Source organism: Bacillus sp. 2B09 (genome assembly GCF_003946835.1).
Classification (GTDB): domain Bacteria; phylum Bacillota; class Bacilli; order Bacillales; family Bacillaceae; genus Bacillus; species Bacillus altitudinis.
In genome coordinates, this window is sequence record NZ_RPSG01000001.1 from 452,251 (window position 1) to 471,758 (window position 19,508).

20 protein-coding genes are annotated in these 19,508 nt (G+C 40.4%); 5 read left to right on the forward strand and 15 right to left on the reverse strand.

Annotated features, from left to right (window positions below; all coding sequences use genetic code 11):
- Positions 1 to 32: 32 nt before the first annotated feature.
- The 5 genes from ade to EBQ12_RS02320 form a co-directional block, all read right to left on the reverse strand.
- Positions 33 to 1,763: an adenine deaminase gene (gene ade / locus EBQ12_RS02300; RefSeq protein WP_125588939.1), complete on the reverse strand. Its 1,731-nt coding sequence runs from the start codon at positions 1,761 to 1,763 to the stop codon at positions 33 to 35.
- 262 nt (positions 1,764 to 2,025) lie between these two features.
- Positions 2,026 to 2,694 (reverse strand): potassium channel family protein, encoded by a 669-nt coding sequence (locus EBQ12_RS02305; RefSeq protein ID WP_008345123.1) that lies wholly within the window; start codon positions 2,692 to 2,694, stop codon positions 2,026 to 2,028.
- 37 nt (positions 2,695 to 2,731) lie between these two features.
- Positions 2,732 to 3,574, reverse strand: a complete 843-nt coding sequence (locus EBQ12_RS02310; protein ID WP_125588941.1) for a gamma-glutamylcyclotransferase family protein — start codon at positions 3,572 to 3,574, stop codon at positions 2,732 to 2,734.
- 27 nt (positions 3,575 to 3,601) lie between these two features.
- Positions 3,602 to 4,891 carry an ATP-binding protein gene (locus EBQ12_RS02315; RefSeq protein ID WP_125588943.1) on the reverse strand — a complete coding sequence of 430 codons (1,290 nt, stop codon included), beginning with the start codon at positions 4,889 to 4,891 and terminating at the stop codon, positions 3,602 to 3,604.
- Between the two features lie 144 nt (positions 4,892 to 5,035).
- Positions 5,036 to 5,314 (reverse strand): AbrB/MazE/SpoVT family DNA-binding domain-containing protein, encoded by a 279-nt coding sequence (locus tag EBQ12_RS02320; RefSeq protein ID WP_017359400.1) that lies wholly within the window; start codon positions 5,312 to 5,314, stop codon positions 5,036 to 5,038.
- A gap of 276 nt (positions 5,315 to 5,590) precedes the next feature.
- On the opposite strand from EBQ12_RS02320, the gene mreBH reads away from it, so the two are divergent.
- The 3 genes from mreBH to EBQ12_RS02330 all read left to right on the forward strand — a co-directional run bounded on the left by mreBH (position 5,591) and on the right by EBQ12_RS02330 (position 8,143).
- Complete coding sequence (gene mreBH, locus EBQ12_RS02325; protein ID WP_017359401.1) at positions 5,591 to 6,598, forward strand: rod-share determining protein MreBH; 1,008 nt, start codon at positions 5,591 to 5,593, stop codon at positions 6,596 to 6,598.
- Positions 6,599 to 6,672: 74 nt separating this feature from the next.
- A complete protein-coding gene (locus EBQ12_RS19280) occupies positions 6,673 to 6,804 on the forward strand; it encodes a protein YkpC (protein ID WP_003210922.1) in 132 nt (43 codons plus the stop codon).
- 106 nt (positions 6,805 to 6,910) lie between these two features.
- On the forward strand, positions 6,911 to 8,143 hold the full coding sequence (locus EBQ12_RS02330; RefSeq protein ID WP_125588945.1) for an aminopeptidase: 1,233 nt from the start codon (positions 6,911 to 6,913) through the stop codon (positions 8,141 to 8,143).
- Between the two features lie 40 nt (positions 8,144 to 8,183).
- Here EBQ12_RS02330 and EBQ12_RS02335 read toward each other — a convergent pair whose 3' ends face one another.
- Positions 8,184 to 9,803 (reverse strand): ABC-F family ATP-binding cassette domain-containing protein, encoded by a 1,620-nt coding sequence (locus EBQ12_RS02335; protein WP_007498620.1) that lies wholly within the window; start codon positions 9,801 to 9,803, stop codon positions 8,184 to 8,186.
- Between the two features lie 144 nt (positions 9,804 to 9,947).
- Between EBQ12_RS02335 and EBQ12_RS02340 the strand changes: the two genes are divergently transcribed.
- A complete protein-coding gene (locus tag EBQ12_RS02340; RefSeq protein WP_125588947.1) occupies positions 9,948 to 10,223 on the forward strand; it encodes a hypothetical protein in 276 nt (91 codons plus the stop codon).
- Positions 10,224 to 10,286: 63 nt separating this feature from the next.
- Here the strand turns inward: EBQ12_RS02340 and lepB are convergent, their stop codons facing one another.
- The 9 genes from lepB to EBQ12_RS02380 all read right to left on the reverse strand — a co-directional run bounded on the left by lepB (position 10,287) and on the right by EBQ12_RS02380 (position 18,600).
- Positions 10,287 to 10,859, reverse strand: coding sequence for a signal peptidase I (lepB, locus tag EBQ12_RS02345; RefSeq protein WP_035392647.1), 573 nt, complete (start codon positions 10,857 to 10,859; stop codon positions 10,287 to 10,289).
- 210 nt (positions 10,860 to 11,069) lie between these two features.
- Positions 11,070 to 12,962, reverse strand: a complete 1,893-nt coding sequence (locus tag EBQ12_RS02350; RefSeq protein WP_008345139.1) for a PTS fructose transporter subunit IIABC — start codon at positions 12,960 to 12,962, stop codon at positions 11,070 to 11,072.
- Positions 12,963 to 12,975: 13 nt separating this feature from the next.
- The gene (gene pfkB, locus EBQ12_RS02355; protein ID WP_125588949.1) at positions 12,976 to 13,887 is read right to left on the reverse strand and encodes a 1-phosphofructokinase; all 912 of its coding nucleotides are present in this window, start codon (positions 13,885 to 13,887) and stop codon (positions 12,976 to 12,978) included.
- Positions 13,884 to 14,639, reverse strand: coding sequence for a DeoR/GlpR family DNA-binding transcription regulator (locus EBQ12_RS02360; protein ID WP_060781032.1), 756 nt, complete (start codon positions 14,637 to 14,639; stop codon positions 13,884 to 13,886). The genes pfkB and EBQ12_RS02360 overlap by 4 nt, the downstream gene beginning before the upstream one ends.
- Before the next feature lie 335 nt (positions 14,640 to 14,974).
- Positions 14,975 to 16,168 carry an ABC transporter permease gene (locus tag EBQ12_RS02365; RefSeq protein WP_035392183.1) on the reverse strand — a complete coding sequence of 398 codons (1,194 nt, stop codon included), beginning with the start codon at positions 16,166 to 16,168 and terminating at the stop codon, positions 14,975 to 14,977.
- Positions 16,155 to 16,856 carry an ABC transporter ATP-binding protein gene (locus EBQ12_RS02370; protein WP_017367165.1) on the reverse strand — a complete coding sequence of 234 codons (702 nt, stop codon included), beginning with the start codon at positions 16,854 to 16,856 and terminating at the stop codon, positions 16,155 to 16,157. Before EBQ12_RS02370 ends, EBQ12_RS02365 begins: the two co-directional genes overlap by 14 nt.
- Positions 16,853 to 17,959, reverse strand: coding sequence for an efflux RND transporter periplasmic adaptor subunit (locus EBQ12_RS02375; RefSeq protein WP_057079603.1), 1,107 nt, complete (start codon positions 17,957 to 17,959; stop codon positions 16,853 to 16,855). Before EBQ12_RS02375 ends, EBQ12_RS02370 begins: the two co-directional genes overlap by 4 nt.
- Before the next feature lie 9 nt (positions 17,960 to 17,968).
- Positions 17,969 to 18,220 carry a hypothetical protein gene (locus tag EBQ12_RS19480; protein ID WP_241215620.1) on the reverse strand — a complete coding sequence of 84 codons (252 nt, stop codon included), beginning with the start codon at positions 18,218 to 18,220 and terminating at the stop codon, positions 17,969 to 17,971.
- Entirely contained in the window at positions 18,190 to 18,600 is a 411-nt protein-coding gene (locus EBQ12_RS02380; protein ID WP_241215617.1) for a YIP1 family protein, read from the reverse strand. The genes EBQ12_RS19480 and EBQ12_RS02380 overlap by 31 nt, the downstream gene beginning before the upstream one ends.
- Before the next feature lie 518 nt (positions 18,601 to 19,118).
- Here EBQ12_RS02380 and EBQ12_RS02385 point away from each other — a divergent pair.
- Positions 19,119 to 19,496, forward strand: coding sequence for a Rok-like winged helix domain-containing protein (locus EBQ12_RS02385; RefSeq protein ID WP_008345156.1), 378 nt, complete (start codon positions 19,119 to 19,121; stop codon positions 19,494 to 19,496).
- The last annotated feature ends 12 nt before the right edge of the window (positions 19,497 to 19,508 follow it).

Genomic DNA, 19,508 nt, shown 5'->3' on the forward strand with positions numbered 1-19,508 from the left:
TCTGTACGATACGTGCGGGTTCAGTCATTGTTTTACGATTGAATCGGGAGATGCTGAAAACTTCTCACATCAAACAATCCTTGTGTTGTCATTTTCACATCAGGAATGACTGGCAGTGCCAAGAAGGATAATGTCAAAAACGGATTAAAGTCTAAGACAAAGCCTGTTTCCTTTAAAGCATCATGAAGTGCATGAAGGCTTTCATTGACCGTATGTGCAGGTTGATCTGATAATAAACCGGAAATCGGTAATGGAAGCGTATGAAGAACTTCTCCGTCTTTTACAACGGTCAAACCGCCCCCTGCTTCTTTTAACGTCTCAATGGCTTTGATCATATCAGCATCATTTGTTCCAACGGCAATTAAGTTATGCGAGTCATGGGCAACTGTTGTTGCAATTGCCCCCTCTTTTAGGCCGAATCCGCTGACAACCCCTATCCCAATTTCAGATAGACCTTTGTGGCGTTCGACAAGCACTATTTTTAATACATCTCGATCAATATCACTCGTAAATTGTCCATCGCTTCCAGATGGAGATATTTGTTCTAATTTCGTTTCAAGCTGATTCGGTATAATGCGAATGACATTCATCTTTTGATGATCTGTTATAGGCAGCATTAGATCTTTCTCTTGAACGTCCACTGCATGTACCGATTGCATAAGCGAAGAATTTGGCGTGATCTTGTCGACACTTGGCAAATATTCTCCATGTTCAGAGACCAATTCTCCTGCGATAAAGACGCTTGTAATTCCTACCTCATGTAAGTCAGAAATGAGCATAAAGTCCGCGTCAAATCCTGGTGCAATCGCTCCCTTTGTTTTGAGACCGAAACACTCCGCTGCGTTTAAACTTCCCATTTGATATGCTAAAAAGGGGTCCAATCCTTCTTGTATCGACATCCGTACTTGTTCATCAATACTTCCTTGAGCCATTAAATCATCTAAATGTTTATCATCCGTACAAAAGAAAAAGCGTCTCGCATTCTTCTCATTGACAGCAGGTAATACGTTTTTCACGTTTTTAGCAACAGAGCCTTCTCTGAGCATGACATACATGCCTCTTTTGACACGTTCAAGGGCCTCTTGAGCTGTTGTCACCTCATGATCCGTTTGGACATTAGCTGTTCGGTACACATTAATTAATCGGTCCGTTAATCCTGCTAGATGGCCATCAATGAGTTTATGTTCATGTTGAGCATCAAGCAGTTTTTGAAGCATATCTTCTTCCGCTTGTTCCACCGCGACATAATCCATCACTTCGGCAAGACCAAGCACTTCTTTCTCATCATAAAGAGGCTTTAAATCTTTTGCTTTTAGTGTAGCACCTGATCGTTCAAAGCTGACTGCCGGTACACAGGATGGCAGCATGAAATATATATTTAAAGCAGCTTTTCTCGCTTCTTCGAGCATAAAACGGATACCTGCAACACCGGATACATTGGCAATTTCATGCGGGTCTGTTACAACAGTTGTCACACCGTGAGGAACGACAGCTTTGGAAAATTCAGCAGGAGTCACCATCGAGGATTCGATATGAACGTGGCCGTCAATGAAACCGGGAACAAGCATTTGACCTGTTGCATCCAGCTCCTGTTCTCCCTCATACTCCCCAATTCCTACTATTTTTCCATTTTCAACAGCGACATCAGCGTCTATCCATTCCTGGTTAAACACGTCCATAACCTTCGCATGTTTAATCACTAGGGCTGCTTTTTTTCTCTTTGCAGCTACCTCAATTTGATGTCTGAAAAGCTCCTTATCCAACGACACTGCCTCCTCCGAGTAAACAATATAATGTTTCTTATCGTAAACGAATCTGTTTGTCCAGTCAATGACATTTAGAGAAAATCAACCATATCAAAAGATTGATTTTTATTTCTGAATAGTGATAATTGGCTGAAAAATAACCATGGTCTATTTTGCTGTTCTTTTAGAAAGTAAACGGCTCATTTCCACTTATTTCTCTTCCTCAATGTCCGCCCCATATGTACACTTCTAAAGCAAAAAACACCCCTTCTCGGAGTGTTTAATAGTCGTTCTGCATTTCCCGTTTTTCAAAGCGCCCGATATCTGCCACTGCCCCAATGACAATGAGGATATCTTCTTTTTGAATCATTTCATCTGCGAGCGGTGAAACGATCACTTCTTTCCCGCGCTTAATTGCCACGATATTGATCCCGTACCTTGCACGAATGTCGAGATCTAACAAAGAGTGCCCGGCGAGTCTGCTGTTGGCGACGATTTCAATAAGGCTGTACTCATCTGACAGCTCTAAATAATCAAGCACGTTGTTAGAAATAATTTTATGTGCAATCCGTCTGCCCATGTCTCGTTCAGGATGGACAATACGGTCCGCACCAATTTTATTCAAAACCTTTTCATGGTAGTCATTTTGAGCTTTCACTGTGACCATTTTGACACCCAGCTCTTTCAGCATAATCGTTGTTAAAATACTCGCCTGAATGTTTTCACCTATCGCCACGATCACATGATCAAAATTGCGGATGCCTAGGTTTTTTAGGACAGATTCGTCCGTCGAATCACCAATCACGGCATGTGATGCAATTTTAGCATATTCGTTCACACGATCTTCATTCATATCCATGGCCATGACTTCAAGTCCTTCTTCGCTTAGCGCCTTGCAGATACTTCCGCCGAAGCGTCCAAGACCAATGACTGCATATTCCTTTTTCATGTTCAGACTCCTTTTATATCACTTACCATGCATTTTACTACGGTTTGATTAATGAATCCATATGTGACCGTATTTTTTTACGGAATGCTTCACTTAAGTAAAGGTCTGCTCCTTTTTCGATTTCACTGCGATAATGGCCAGGAGGCGCAATTTCTTCGCTCTTTTTTAAAACGAGAAACGTTAAGCAGTCCTCATACACTTGATCACCTACTGTGACATCGACAAATGCTGGGCGATAAGTCCCTTCATTTACACCTTCTCGTTTGTACAAATAACGAATGGCATCAAAAGGCACTTCATATAGAACACCCTCTGTTTCTCCGCCGTCTTCTACCATATCTGCTCTTGATCCATCAGGGCGCACCAATGTAAACCTTGTGGTAAAACGATCAAGTGTGCCGCCGCCGATGATTTGTTTGAAATAATGTTCCACTTTCGCAAGCTTAAACCTTGCATCATCCATACAGGACCCATAGGCAAAATAATAGAAGGAAGACGGTTTGCGCTCCCATAGTTGATATGACTTCCAGCAGCCGCTTTCAATCTCCTTCAGGCTCGATGCCTTCTGCTTACCTATTGTATAAGCAACGGCTGACCTTGGCCCCTGGTCTGTCATAACCTCTATTTCCTGCTGGTCATACCCTTCCTCTAGCTCATCTATCTTATGCAGCGTTTCATCACTGACCTCATACAATTCTCCATATACTGTGTTTTGTTCCGAGACAACACACACAGGGTAACCCTCACCTGTATCGTACAGTCTCCCTTTTATCCAAGCAGATGCTGCTAATGGACTGCTTTCTTTCATCAATGTCTCGTGATACTTTTCGTGCTTTAAAAGTGTCCCATACACAAATAACGTCTTTGTCTCTTTCGTCATCTCACATCACATCCTCTCACCTTGCTACTATCTGCTTTTTTGATACACAGGTAAGTAAATATCAAAAGCCGTCCCTTTGCTGAGCTCGCTCTTTACATCCATTCTTCCATGGTGATCTTTTAAGATCGTCGCACAGATCGTTAAACCAAGTCCTGTACCTTCTTTTTTAGTCGAAAAGAAAGGATCATATATTTTCAGAATATCCTCTTCGGACATTCCTTTTCCTTCATCTTGAATCGTGATTTTCCATTCATTCATCACTTTTTCTGTTGATATGTATATATTGCCGCCTTCAGGCATCGCCTCGATCGCATTTTTGATTAAGTTAATGAACAGCTGCTTCATTTGATTGGCGTCTGCTAATATCGTGCCAGCATCCTGCTTTTTAAATGGCTGTTTGAGATCAATATTTGAAAGAACGGCATTTGTCTTTAATAAGGTAATCACCTGCTCTAGCAAATCATGGAGCTGTACTTCTTGAAATTGAACCGATTGAGGTTTTGCTAAGACAAGCAGTTCACTTAAAACAAAATCAATGCGTTTAATTTCAGAAAAGATGATATCAAAATAATCGGTTCTTTCAGGATATTGCGTTTTCATCAGCTGCAAAAATCCATTGACTGAGGTGAGCGGATTTCTGACTTCATGGGCAATGCCAGCAGCTATTTGTCCTGCAACAGCCAGCTTTTGTGCCTGCATTTGCAGTTGCTGATTTGATCTTTCAAGTTCAAGCTTTGCCTGCTTTTGTTTCGTGATATCTGCAACCGTTCCAATACCTCCAGTAAACTGGTGCTGTTCATCGAAATAAAGCTTATAATGCACATCTCCCCATACCTTTTTTCCTTCTTTATGGAGAAGCTGCAGCTCCACCCGCCCCTCATCCTTATGCTCTTTGATCACAGACAACAAATGCTGAACGACATGCTCTTCTTGATCAAAGTACTGATTGTACATCGTACCTAGACACTCCTCTATGTCGTAACCCGTCATTTGTTTCCATGCTTGATTTAAAAAAATGATTTCACCTTTTTCATTGGTTTCAAAAACGATTTCTTGCAAGTTATCTGTGATTCGATTCAGCCGCTCTGTCAGTTCGTGTGCTTCTTTTTCTCGTTTATTTAAATCTGAGACAAGTAAATTCAGCCGGTCCACATGGCCTGAGATGACCCAAATACCGACCAAAACAACGACTGTAAAGGCTAGATCGAGCGGCCAATTAATGTGATAGCCGCTAAGATAATAAAAGAAATCCCAGCTCAAAATTAATATAAATGCAAGAACGGATAACAGGATCCGTACTTGATATGTTTTGTTCAAATAATTCCACCTGCCGCCCTGAGATTCTTTGTCAATTGTACCATTTTCCACTTATTTTTTGAGGGAGATGCGGCATTTTTTAGGAACTTTTTTAGAAAAAATAGCCTGCTCTCAGCACAATGGGAGAGAACAGGCTATTTTTATTTACTGCTGAAGGGCTTCTTGAAGCTCTTTTAGCAGCAGTTCTGCGCCTTCAGCGCTTAATGTAATTTGACCATTTCCATACTCGTGGTTCTCAGAAGTAATCTCACCAGTCATCAGGCAGACGCCCTCTGGCTGATATTTTTTCAAGACGATTTTATCTCCATCTATAAAAAATTCCATACTGTCTTTAATAGCGATATCAAGTGCTCTTCTCAATTCGATTGGCATCACAATACGCCCTAGTTCATCTACTTTTCTTACAACTCCGATAGATTTCAATTTCGTTCCCTCTTTCTTTCATTAGCTCAAGATCAATCTGTTTTTCACCAATTGATATATCGTAGACGTAAGAGATTCTTAAAAGGTTTCTCCTGCATAAAAATTTTTTTCAAAATCGAAAAACCAAAGGGAAAATTTATTGTGAATGTCAAAATGAGACTTGAATTTTACAGATTCATTTCAAGGTGATCACACACCCCCACAAATGACCTCAACCCTCTGAACTTTTAAATGTAAAATTGTTTAAAACAGCAAAAATAGAGATTGGGTGAAAACATGTTTCAAAATGCCGAAATTGGAATTGATTTAGGAACAGCTAACATATTGGTTTACAGTAAAAATAAAGGAATTATTCTCAATGAACCATCCGTTGTGGCAGTAGATACGGAAACAAAAACTGTCCTTGCAGTGGGGTCAGAAGCAAAAGAGATGATTGGGAAAACACCTGGAAAAATTGTAGCGATCCGTCCGATGAAAGATGGTGTCATCGCTGATTACGATATGACAACCGATTTACTCAAACAAATTATGAAAAAAGCAGGAAAAAATATTGGGTTTACCTTTAGAAAGCCGACTGTGGTTGTTTGTACACCTTCAGGTTCAACAGCTGTCGAACGCCGCGCGATCAGCGATGCTGTCAAAAATTGCGGGGCCAAGCATGTGCATTTAATTGAAGAACCCGTCGCAGCTGCAATCGGTGCTGATCTCCCGGTGGACGAGCCTGTTGCCAACGTCGTTGTAGACATTGGCGGAGGAACGACAGAGGTAGCGATCATTTCATTTGGCGGAGTTGTCTCTTGCCATTCGATCCGAATTGGCGGAGATCAACTGGATGAAGATATCATTACTTTTGTGAGAAAGAAATACAATTTACTGATCGGTGAACGGACAGCTGAACAAGTAAAAATGGAAATTGGTTATGGACTCATTGAACACGAACCTGAGTCATTAGAAGTTCGTGGACGCGACCTTGTCACAGGTCTTCCAAAAACAATTACACTTGAATCAACAGAAATTCAAGGTGCTATGCGTGAATCACTTCTTCATATTTTAGAGGCGATTCGGGCTACATTAGAAGACAGCCCTCCAGAACTGAGTGGTGATATCGTAGATCGCGGCGTCATTCTAACTGGCGGTGGTGCACTATTAAACGGCATTCAAGAATGGCTCTCTCAAGAAATTGTTGTCCCAGTTCATATCGCAGCAAACCCTCTTGAATCTGTCGCAATTGGAACAGGTCGTTCATTAGAAGTCATCGACAAATTGCAAAAAACATTAAAATAATCTTCATGTTCTACTTCTTTTTTCATCATTTCGATCATATCGTGATGAATGGATAAACGTGAAGGAGGAAGAACATGTTGCTTGATTTAGGTAAACGGGTCGTTGTCACAGTCATTTTAACCGGTATTATTTTAGGAGGAATGAGCCTGTCGTTTTCACATATGCCCCCTTCTAATGCACAGCCTGTGAAACAACTGAACCGCTAAAAAAGCCGCACGAAAGCGGCTTTTTTATTTTGCTTCGGGACGGCTCCCCATTTTCCTTTTCGGTCTTAAATCTGATATGATGAACATGACTAAAGGAGGGTTTTTTATGAATTCATTCGAAAAACAACTAGATCAATATGCAAAAACCATCGTTGAAGTAGGTGTAAATGTTCAAAGTGGTCAAGAAGTGGTCGTATCTGCGTTCACTGAATCTGTAGACCTTGTCCGCCTTGTGGCAAAACACGCATATGAGCGCGGAGCGAAAAACGTACATATCCGCTGGAGTGATGGTGTTCTGACCCGTTTAAAATATGAACATGCCCCACAAGATGTGTTTGAGCAATTTCCAGAATGGGAAGCACAGATGATGGAAACCATCGCAAAACGTGGCGGTGCTTTTATTACGATCTTGTCAGAAAGCCCTGATCTTCTAAGTGGCATTGACTCGAAAAAAATTGCTTCACAGCAAAAAGCTGCAGGTTCAGCACTTCATACATATCGTCAATACGTTCAATCTGACAAAGTTGCATGGACAGTCGTCGGTGCTGCATCAAAAGATTGGGCGAAAAAGATTTTCCCTGAGCATGCAGATGAAGAAGCTGTTGCATTATTATGGGACCAAATCTTTAAAGTCGCCCGCGCTGATCAGCCAGATCCTGTTGAAGCGTGGAAAAAGCATGATGAATCACTAAATGAAAAAGTAAAAGTATTAAATGAACGTCACTACCACAAGCTGCACTATGAAGCACCAGGTACAGATTTAACGATTGAACTTCCAGAACAGCATATTTGGGTAGGTGCTGGCAGCGTGAGTGAACGCGGCGTATCATTCATGGCCAATATGCCGACAGAAGAGGTCTTTACCGTACCTAAAAAAGATGGTGTAAACGGGACTGTCTCTAGCACTAAGCCACTTAGTTATGCAGGAAACATTATCGATGAATTTACGTTAACCTTTGAAAATGGGCGTATTGTAGATGTGAAAGCCAAAGAGGGCGAAGACATTTTAACCTCTCTCGTTGAAACAGATGAAGGCTCACATTATCTAGGTGAGGTTGCCCTTGTACCAGATGATTCACCAATTTCTAACTCAAATATCCTCTATTACAATACACTTTACGATGAAAATGCATCCAATCACCTTGCCATCGGCAGCGGTTATGCATTTAATATCGAAGGCGGTAAAGAGATGAAACGTGAGGAACTAGACGCAGCTGGTGTGAACAGCAGTATTACACACGTCGATTTCATGATTGGTTCAAAGGAAATGAATATTGATGGGATCACAAAAGATGGTAAACGTGAACCGATTTTCCGAAATGGAAATTGGGCTTTTTAAAGAAAAAAGACATCCACATGTGGATGTCTTTTCTTTATGTTTATGCATACAGCTCTTGTAGTCTTTTTTGAATCTCTTGATCTGATAAGAACTCATCATAAGTTGTTTGTTTATCAACGATGCCATTTGGCGTCACTTCGATAATCCGGTTTGCAACTGTTTCAACAAACTGATGGTCATGAGATGAGAAGAGCATAGCCCCTTTAAAGCTCATTAGACCGTTATTCAGCGCTGTGATGGACTCTAGGTCTAAATGGTTCGTCGGCTCGTCTAACAGCAAAATATTCGCTCCAGACAGCATCATTTTTGATAACATACAACGAACCTTTTCTCCACCTGATAAGACGCTTGCTTTTTTCTTCACTTCTTCCCCAGAGAAAAGCATACGGCCTAAGAAACCACGCAGGAAGCTTTCACTTTGATCATTAGGAGAATATTGACGAAGCCAATCAACAAGATCTAAATCGCTTCCTTCAAAATATTCACTGTTGTCTTTAGGGAAGAATGCTTGAGATGTTGTCACGCCCCATTTAAATGTCCCGCTGTCTGGCTCCATTTCACCAGCAAGGATTTTAAATAAAGTAGAGACAGCAAGTTCATTACGGCTTAAGAACGCAATTTTATCCTCACGATTCATAATAAAGCTGACGTTATCCAGTACTTTTACACCGTCAATCGTTTTTGATAGACCTTCTACTTGAAGGACATCATTTCCGATTTCACGCTCTGGCGCAAAATGAACATAAGGATATTTACGAGAAGATGGTTTAATGTCATCTAGCGAAATCTTATCAAGCAATTTCTTTCTTGATGTCGCTTGCTTCGATTTAGATGCGTTCGCACTGAACCGAGCAACGAATTCTTGAAGCTGCTTAATTTGTTCTTCTTTTTTCTTGTTGGCATCCTGGCTGAGTTTTAATGCCAGCTGGCTTGATTCATACCAGAAATCATAGTTTCCGACATACACTTGAATTTTTCCAAAGTCAAGGTCTGCAATATGCGTACATACTTTGTTTAAGAAATGACGATCATGCGATACGACGATGACGGTATTTTCAAAGTTAATGAGGAACTCTTCTAACCACTGAATGGCTTGTAAGTCCAAGTGGTTCGTTGGCTCATCGAGAAGTAGAACGTCAGGTTTACCGAATAAAGCTTGTGCTAAAAGCACTTTTACCTTTTCAGATCCGCCAAGCTCAGACATTTTCTTCGATTGCAGGCTCTCTGGAATGCCAAGACCTTTTAATAGGATCGCAGCTTCACTTTCCGCTTCCCATCCGTTTAACTCAGCAAACTCACCTTCAAGCTCTGCTGCACGAATCCCGTCTTCATCTGAGAAATCAGGTTTCATATAAATCGCATCTTTTTCCTGCATCACATCATATAGACGTTTGTGACCCATGATGACGACTTTTAACACTTCAAACTCTTCGTATTCAAAGTGGTTCTGTTTTAAAATCGCTAAACGTTCACCTGGACTCATATGAACATCGCCCGTTTGAGCTTCAATTTCTCCAGAAAGAATCTTTAAGAACGTTGATTTACCAGCTCCATTGGCACCAATTAGTCCGTAGCAGTTGCCAGGAGTGAACTTAATATTTACTTCTTCAAATAATTTACGATCAGCAAATCGCAAACTAACATTATTCACTGCAATCATTTATTAATCCTCCATCACTCATTCATCAATATGAAGTATAACATGAATAACGATTGATAGAAACGTCTCTCGCTAAGAACAAAGGCTTTTTGTCCAATATGGTATAATAAGTGGGAATGTTTTTATTGAAGGAGTTCGGGCGATTTGAGATTACTCACACTCATGGAATACTGTTTATTGATTTTCTTTATGGGCATTTATTTATCGGCGACAGGCTTTAATGCAAGAGACTTTGGCCTTTATATTGGGCTTGTCCTCATTTACACACTGGTCCACATCTTTTCAAAACGCTTTTTACAAAAGCGCGGAAAAGACAATGTGAAAATTGGATTATTCCGTTCTGTTTTGGCGATTACCGGGTCCGTTTTCGCTTCTGTTTTGGCCATTGTCATCATTGTCACGATGCTCACACTAAATTAAAAACGACCCTACATGAAGGGTCGTCCATTCAAGCACCTTTCTTACGCATTGAGAAAGGTGTATTTATTGTGTTTGTCGAATATCGCCAAATGGGAAGAAAACAAATTCTGATGTGCCAACAATACGATCCTTTTCAATGAGTCCGAGTCCATTTCGACTGTCCATAGAATTCAGTCTGTTGTCACCCATAACAAAGTAATCGTTTTTCGGTACTTTCACTGGACCAAAATCTCCTGTTAAATGTACCTCATACTCTTTGGCATGCGCCTTGTTCTCTTTTAAATAAGGCTCATCTACTTTTTTACCATTAATGTAAAGCGTATCATCCTTCATTTCAATCGTGTCGCCTGGAAGGCCGATCAATCGTTTGACATAATGAATTTTCTGACCGTCTTTTCCATTAATAATCACGATGTCACCACGTTTGACTCCACCGAGATAGTTGATGGTTTTGTTGACAAACAGCTTTTCTCCATCATGAAGGGTTGGTTCCATTGACTCTCCTTCCACCACATACGGCTCAAAAATAAACGTACGGATGATGAGGACGAGGGCAAGTGCAATTAAAATGGCTTTGATCCATTCAAACAGAGAACTTTTCTTCTCTTTTTTGGCTTGTTTCTCATCAGATTGAATGTCATTTTCGTTTTGTTTGTTTTCTTCGTTCAAAATACTGCTTCCTCCTAAGACTTTCTGCTAAAAGACTTGAAACGTGAATTGAATAACTTTACTTTATCACATGTCATTTAAAAATTCACAAGACAACCATTCAATTAGATATTTTTTCCTAATTTGCTAATGATTAAACAAAAAGAAGCACCGCTCTTCACGATGCTTCTTTTCAAATTAAGCTTCTTGTCGGACTGGTTTTTTTAGAATTCCGAGAAGTAGCGCTGTAACAATGGCACCGATTAAGATGCTGATGATGTAAAGAACTGGATGATTTGTTACCCAGAAAACGAATAGTCCGCCGTGCGGTGCAGGAAGCGTCACTCTAAAGAATTCTGTTAATCCACCTGCAACTGCTGCACCAATCACAGCCGAAGGAATGACGCGCAGAGGATCTGCCGCTGCAAACGGGATCGCCCCTTCCGTAATGAACGCAGCTCCCATGAAGTAACATGTAATACCTGCCTCGCGGTCACGTTTAGAGAATTTGTTTCTAAAGATCGTTGTCGCTAGGGCAATTCCTAGAGGCGGCACCATTCCACCTGCCATAATCGCAGCATGCGGTGCATAGTTGCCAGCAGCAATCATCGCAAGACCAAAAGTGTAGGCCGCTTTGTTAATCGGACCACCCATATCAATGGCCATCATACCAGCTAAAATAATCCCCATTAATACAAGGTTTCCAGTACCAAGTGATTCAAGCCAGTGTGTTAATCCGTCCATGACCATTTTAACAGGTGTGTTGACGATGTAATGCATGATAATCCCTGTAAAGAAAATACCGAACAATGGATAGAGCAGAACTGGTTTAATACCATCGAGCGACTGTGGTACAAAAGTGAATACTTTTTTGAGCAGCACCACAATGTAACCAGCAAGGAAACCAGCAATCAATCCGCCTAAGAATCCAGCTCCTGCTGCAGAGGCCATGAATCCGCCAACCATACCTGGTGCAAAACCTGGACGGTCTGCAATACTCATTGCGATAAATCCAGCTAATACAGCAACGATTAAGGCAAGTGCATTATCTCCGCCAATCCCTTTTAATACAGCTGCAAATGAATTGAAAGAAGGGTCTTTAGGGTCAGCTGAGTTAATTCCCCAGAAGAATGAAATCGCAACGAGGATACCGCCCCCAACAACAAACGGAAGCATGTTGCTTACACCGCTCATTAAGTGCTTATAGAATCCACTTCTTCCCTTGCCTGATGATTCATTTTCATCTTTTGAAGAACTGCCGCCTGAACCTTTATAAATCGGCGCATCTTGATTGATGGCTTTTTCGATCAATTCTTGCGGACGGCGAATTCCAGCTGTCACAGGTACTTCAATGACATGTTTGCCTTTAAAGCGTTCCATTTCAACTTGTTTATCAGCTGCCACAATAATAGCTGGCGCTTCTTCAATTTCTTTTGCTGTCAGGGCATGTTTAATTCCACTAGAGCCATTTGTCTCAACTTTAATGTCAACGCCCATTTCTTTTGCTTTTTCTTTCAAAGCATCTGCGGCCATAAATGTATGCGCGATGCCTGTTGGACAAGCTGTCACCGCTAAAATTTTAGCAGGTTTTCCCGGTGCAGCCGGTTCCTCTTTGACTTCCTCTTCTTCTTCATCGTCTTTATCATGTGTATTGATAATTTCAATGATTTCATCTTCAGTAGCCGCTTCAAGAAGCTGCTTTCGGATCTCTTCACGCATGAGAAGTGTGGATAAACGAGAAAGTGCTTCTAAATGCGTGTTGTTTGCGCCTTCAGTTGCTGCAATCATAAAGACAAGATGACTTGGCTGTCCGTCTAATGATTCATAATCTACACCAGCTGTTGAACGACCAAATGCAATAGCAGGTTCTTTCACACTTGCTGTTTTCGCATGAGGAATCGCAATTCCTTCTCCGATTCCCGTAGAGCTTTGTTTTTCACGATTAACAACAGCTGCTTTGTAGCCTTCTTTATCATTTAATTTACCAGCTGTATCTAATACAGTGACCAGTTCTTCAATAACGGCTTCTTTTTGCTGGCTGTCTAATTGAAGCTTAATCGTATGCTTCGTGAGTAGTTCTGTAATTTTCATGATGACTCCTCCTTTAAATGCGTGTGACTTTTACTTGTGGCAATAATGTATCGACAAGCTCTTTTGTTCCAAGTTCCTCAGAAAATGCTGTAGCACTTCCTGATGTGACGCCAAGCTTAAATGATTCTTCTATGGAAAGGCCTTTAGAAACGCCAGCTAAGAATCCTGCAACGACTGAATCCCCTGCACCAACTGAGTTGATCAGCTTGCCTGTTGGAACATTAGATTGAAAGATTCCTTCCTTACTGAATAAGAGAGCGCCGTCTCCAGCCATAGATACAATGACATGTTCAGCACCTTGTTCCAACAGCTTTTTCCCATAAGGAATGGCTTCTTCTGCAGATGAAATACTGGTTTCAAACATTTCACCTAACTCATGATGGTTTGGTTTCATTAAGAATGGTTTCAGATCTGCTGCTTTTTTTAAGGCTTCTCCAGAAATATCAAGTACTACTCTTACCCCTTGCTTCGCACATACTTCAGCAATGCGCTCATATGTGTTATGAGGCAGTGAAGAAGGAATGCTGCCTGCTAATACAACGACATCGCCTTCTGTTAATGAAGTGAATTGGGATAAAAACGAATCGAACTGTGCTTCAGTAATACTTGGACCGAGCCCGTTGATTTCCGTTTCTTCGCCTGTTTTTAGTTTCACATTGATACGTGTATCTTCTGGCACCTCATGAAAGGCTGTTTGTAATTGTTCGTTTTGTAAAAAGTCTTGAATATATTTGCCTGTAAAACCGCCAATGAATCCAAGTGCTTTTGATTCAACACCGTGCCGTTTTAAAAGCCTTGAGACATTGATTCCTTTACCACCTGGATATTTTTTGTCATAGGTTGAACGATTTAAACCGCCGACCGCAAAATCCTCCACGTGCACGATGTAATCAACTGATGGGTTTAAAGTAACTGTATAAATCATGTTTTCACTACCTTTATAACCGTTTTTTCATGGTAATTATCGAATGAATCCTCTTTTGCGTCGTTTGTGATAATGGTGGCTTCCTGTAAACTAGCAAAGGTTGAAAACGATATTTCGCCAAACTTTGAGGCATCTGTTAAGATGTAGGTTTTTTTCGCCTGCTTCATGGCTCTTTTTTTAATGAGCGCTTCTTCTGGATCAGGTGTTGTAAACCCTGCCTCGGGATGAATGCCGTTCGTCCCAACAAAGCTCTTGTCAAAACGGTAATTTTCCATAGCTGTCAAAGCTGCGGCTCCCACCATGGCTCCTGTTCGATGTTTCACTGATCCGCCTATCAGGTAAAAAGAAATGCCTTTTCTCATGAGTGCTTCAATGTGCATGACACCATTTGTCACCACCACGATATCTTGATCTGGATCGATAAAGTCAATCATTTGCTGTGTTGTCGTACCAGCATCTAAGTAAATACAATCGCCTTGTTTTAAAAGTGACGCAGCTGCCTCTGCAATCAATGACTTTTCATGAAGGTTTTTGGCAGATTTCTCAAACACATCTGGTTCAAGACGAATACTAGATATTTTAGCAGCTCCTCCGTGAACTCTTTTAAGAAAGCCTTTTTCTTCGAGGGCTGATAAATCTCTTCTAATTGTAGATTCAGACGCATCCGTCATAATCATTAAGTCCTGTATTTTGATGACATCGTTTTCTTCTAAATAGTCGATAATGAGTTGATGTCTTTCTGGTGTTAGCATTGAAAACACCCCCTTTTGAAAACGTATTCATTTTGCGCGCACCTTTATTGTAATCGCTTTTTTCAACATTATCAATACAAAACAATCAAATACATTCAATAACTATCAAAATCTTTCACAATGGTCATCTTACCTTTATATGTACCATTTGTAAACTGAAAAATATGTGACATTGAGAAGAAAGTCATGATATTAGCATTTCTATCATTTTTCATTTCATTCAATTGAACGAAAAAAAGCCTTTATGCGTTTTGCATAAAAGCTTCAGGTGGGGAGCAGCAGGCAATATATCTCGTTCTACCTTCTTGTCAGCACCTCGTACGTTAACTTTAGGATTATTCATATCTAAGTGATTCAATCGGATCGAGCCTCGCTGCTTTATTGGCAGGAATCAGTCCAAAAATAATACCAATGAGCATACTAAATAGGACGCCTCCACATACGATTTGCCACGATACAAGAGAAGGCCACCCTGCAAACAGTGACACAAGTGAAGCACCTCCGAAGCCAAGCGCGATTCCAAGTAACCCACCGATCAGTGTAAGGACGACAGACTCAATTAAAAACTGAACGAGTATTTGAGCCCTAGTTGCCCCAAGTGCCTTTCGAATTCCGATTTCTCTTGTTCTTTCTGTGACAGATACGAGCATAATATTCATGACACCAATGCCGCCGACAAGTAATGAGATACCAGCAATTGAGCCAATGATTGTTGTCATAACAGACGTAATCTGACCAATGCCTGCTGCAATCTCTTCCAGATTGATCATTTCGTAAGCATCTTCTGTATGGTGATTTTCATTTAAGCGTGCAGCCGCACTCTTTCCCACTTCTTTCATTTGATCAGCATGTGCGACTTGAATAGACAACTTATCATATTCTTTCACACCAAATGCAGTTGTCAGCATTGCAAAAGGGACATATATTTCATTCATATCAAATGAAAACAGCCCTTCCTGTTTTGCTAAAACTCCGATCACCTCAACCGGCTGTCCATTCATCCAAATCAACTCGCCTACTGCCTTCTCTCCATTAAACAATTCTTTTTGTATCCCTTCTGAAATAACAGCTGCCCTTCTTCCGCTCCTAAAATCGATTTCACGTAAGTCCTGTCCTTCTGCTATATGTAATGAGTGTACATTCGTGTAGCCTTCATTAATCCCATTGACCGTTGCATCTATTGTTGTATCTTGGAATCTTAATTGCATGCCTTGTGCAGTGGAGGAGGCAACCTGTTTAACCCCATTCAATGCTTGAACACTTTGAATGTCTTCTTCAGTAAATGTGGCTTCAAATAACGCATTAGGATTCGCATTTAACTCCTCATCAGAGGGTGTATAGGTCATATCAATGGTATTGTTTGGCCCTGAAATTGATTCTTTCAGCATTTGCTCTCCGCCTTGACCGATGGCAACGACTGCAATCACTGATCCAACCCCAATAATAATTCCAAGCATTGTTAAAATAGAACGCAATTTATGAGCTAGGACAGAATTCAGCGCTATTTTGATATTTTCAAAGAGTTTCATTCATTGCGTCTCCTTGTATCAATCTATCTTGAACGAGGCGTCCATCTCTTACAACGACTATCCGGTTTGTATACGCAGCTATTTCTTCTTCATGAGTAACTAGCACAACCGTTGTTCCTTCCTCATTGAGCTTCGTAAACTGTTCCATAATCGAGCCGCTCGTTTTTGAATCAAGAGCGCCTGTTGGTTCATCTGCCAAGATGAGCTTCGGCTCATTGACAATCGCACGTGCGATGGCTACTCTTTGCTTTTGACCCCCTGACAACTCGTTTGGCATATGCTTCATTCGATCTGCCAAACCAACCTTTTCAAGTGCCATTTCCGCACGTTCTTTTCTTTCCTTTTGACTGATACCAGCATAAATCATCGGAAGTTCAACATTTCGCCTCGCATTTAATCTAGGCAGTAAATAAAATTGTTGAAAAACAAAACCAATGGATCGATTTCGAATCACTGCCAGTTCTTGATCCTTTGCTGCCGACAGCTCCATACCTTGAAAATGGTACTGTCCGGAGGTCGGGTGGTCCAAACAGCCAATGATATTCATTAACGTTGATTTTCCAGAGCCGGACGGGCCCATAATGGACATATACTCGCCTTTACCAATGACAAGGTCCACATCACTTAATACATCAAATGTCTCCTCAGCGACTTCGTAGCTTTTTGTCACGTTTGAAAGCTGAATCATTCAGCATTCACTTCCATTCCGTCATACATTTCATCTGATGGCTCTGCAATGATTTGATCTTCTTTTGTTAAACCTTTCGTCACTTCAAGATCATGACCTGACGTTTCACCTAATGTCACTCTTACTTTCTTCAATGCATTCTTTTCAACAACATAAACGTATGAACCATCTTTCTCTTTTTTCACGGCTGTTTCAGGAATTGTGAGCACTTGACGCTTGTCCGTTTCAATTTCCATGATCATTTTAAAGCCTGGTTTTGCATCCGGCTTTTTCCCTTTTATTTCAATTTCGACTGGATATTGTACCGTTTGATCACTTGCAGCTGTTTCTGCTGTTGACTGGGCAGGCACAGCGCCCACTTTTTTCACCACTCCTTGCCAGCTCTTTCCGCGAATGACATCAGACGTTACCTTTACTTTTTGTTTCTTTTTGACTTTCATAGCGTCATACTCAGTGATTAAGCCTCGTACGATCATTTTTTTCTCATTGCCAATATGGATCACCGGCTGTCTCTCTTCTAGCTTCCCTGCGCCAGCATCTTGCTCGATGGAGATGACTGTTCCTTCAATTTTGCTATGTATCGTTAAATCTTCTATTTGTGCCTTTATTTTTTCTTGGTTAAGCTCCGCTTGTTTTTGCTCTAATTCAGCGGCTTTGAGTTCGAGTTCAAGCTGATCTCGCTCGTTTTTCGAATCAGAGCCCACCTTTTTTCCCTGATTTTCATCTAATGTATTGAGTCTATTTTGTAATTGTTCAAGCTTTAGTGTACTTGATTCAGCCGCAAGTGCTTGCTGCTGTTCTTCAAGCTCCAGTTCCTTATTTTCATATGTCAGGAGCGGTGTTCCAACTTTCACCTTTTCTCCTTCTTTCACAGCGATATGATTCAGGCTTCCCTTCTCCTCTTCTGTATAAATGAATTGCTCCTCCGAGAATGAAAGTGTTCCAGGCGTCATCACCGTAGAAGTTATTTCTTTTGATGCAAGTTGGACTGTTTTAAATGATGCCGTAGAGGCAGGCTTTGATTGGTTTTTTGCAATATTAAATCCAATAAATAGACCAATCACAATAATGATAATGGATCCGATGATGATTTTCTTTCTCATAAAAACATTCTACCCCCAGCTTAATGACATGTTAATGGTGATTGTGGTTCCTACATATTGAAAAATTAAAGATAGCACATAAAAGACAGCTACAATGATCCAAGATATTTTTGGCGAAGTGCGGCCGACTTTGATCAATAAAAAGCCTGTTAAAACAAGATTCCAGATCACAAAAAGATCGATATTTGCTAACACGGCATGCCATGGACCAGACATTCGAATGAATGCGTTTAATGAGGTAACCGTGATATCTTTTGGCACATGAAAAAAATGATCGCCAAATGAGAAATAATCGTACCAATGATCGTAATAGGCGTGATATACAGTACACCTGAAAACAGCTGATGAAATGTTGCATCACCTTTTGCTAAAAAGACGATGAACTTGTATACGGCAGTATTAATGACAATTCCAATGACCAGACCAATGAGCGTGATCACATAAACGAAAGGGATTGGCAAAATTAAATCTGCCCACAATCCTTCATTCACTAGCTGAGACAAATAAGTGACAACAACTGTTAATACAAGCACACATGATAAAGGCCACCAAACGAATGGCTGCTCCCACACTCTTTTTAAATGCTCTGATGGTCTTGTGCTTACTCCAATCATTGTGGGTTTTGGCGTTGTTTCTTTCATCAAATGTCATCCTCTCCATGTGCTGTAAGTATCGAAACGTTTTTTCATACTCTTGTTGTTTCTATTTTATCAAAAGATTGCCAATAAGTGATAGATCATTTGATTTTCTTATTTTCATAGTGATAGGATTGAATCTATTATTCTATTTTCATGAACGACATCCTTCAAATGATACCTTGATCCGACCATATTCATATGAAAAAATCATGATTTTACTGACTGAAAAACAGTTTATGAAGTAAACAACATGTCTTTCGGAATAAATATCCTTTTCCTTTGGATTCAGATGGTCTCAGTTAGACACAACAATTTTTTGTTAAAATATTCCTAGTAATTTCAATGAATCCCGGCTTTATAGGACTATGTTTAGCGCCTTTTATAGAACAGATGAGCCTTTAGTATCAATACTTTCATATTAAAAAAATAAAAATAAAAGGATTTTACTTGATCAAATGTTATTTTTTCATATAATGTAAAATAGAGGTAGGTTAAATGATAGTGGAAATGGAGTCAAGTGAATGTTAAGAGAAAAATTGAAAATGCAATTGATTTTACTTTATGAAAAGGAACAAGAAGCATGGCAATACTTTAGAAAGGAAAGAGAACTGATTTATCATGAGCTCAAATTACTTGATATGAAAGAGAGCAGACCTTCTAATGACAAAATATACTACGCAGCAAGGTGTGTAGATATTATTAAAGAAAAAAAGGGAAGCATCGTGAGCACAAAAGAACTAAAAGAACAGCTTCAAGCTCAAACAGATTTCAATGTGAGACGAATCAGCGAATTGTATGATCTCATTCAACAGCTCGATCCTCACATTTCTAAAGCACGCCGGGGATGTTTTATTTACGAAGATCATACCCAAGTACCTCTACAATCTTTTCACACATAAAAAAATTGGTTA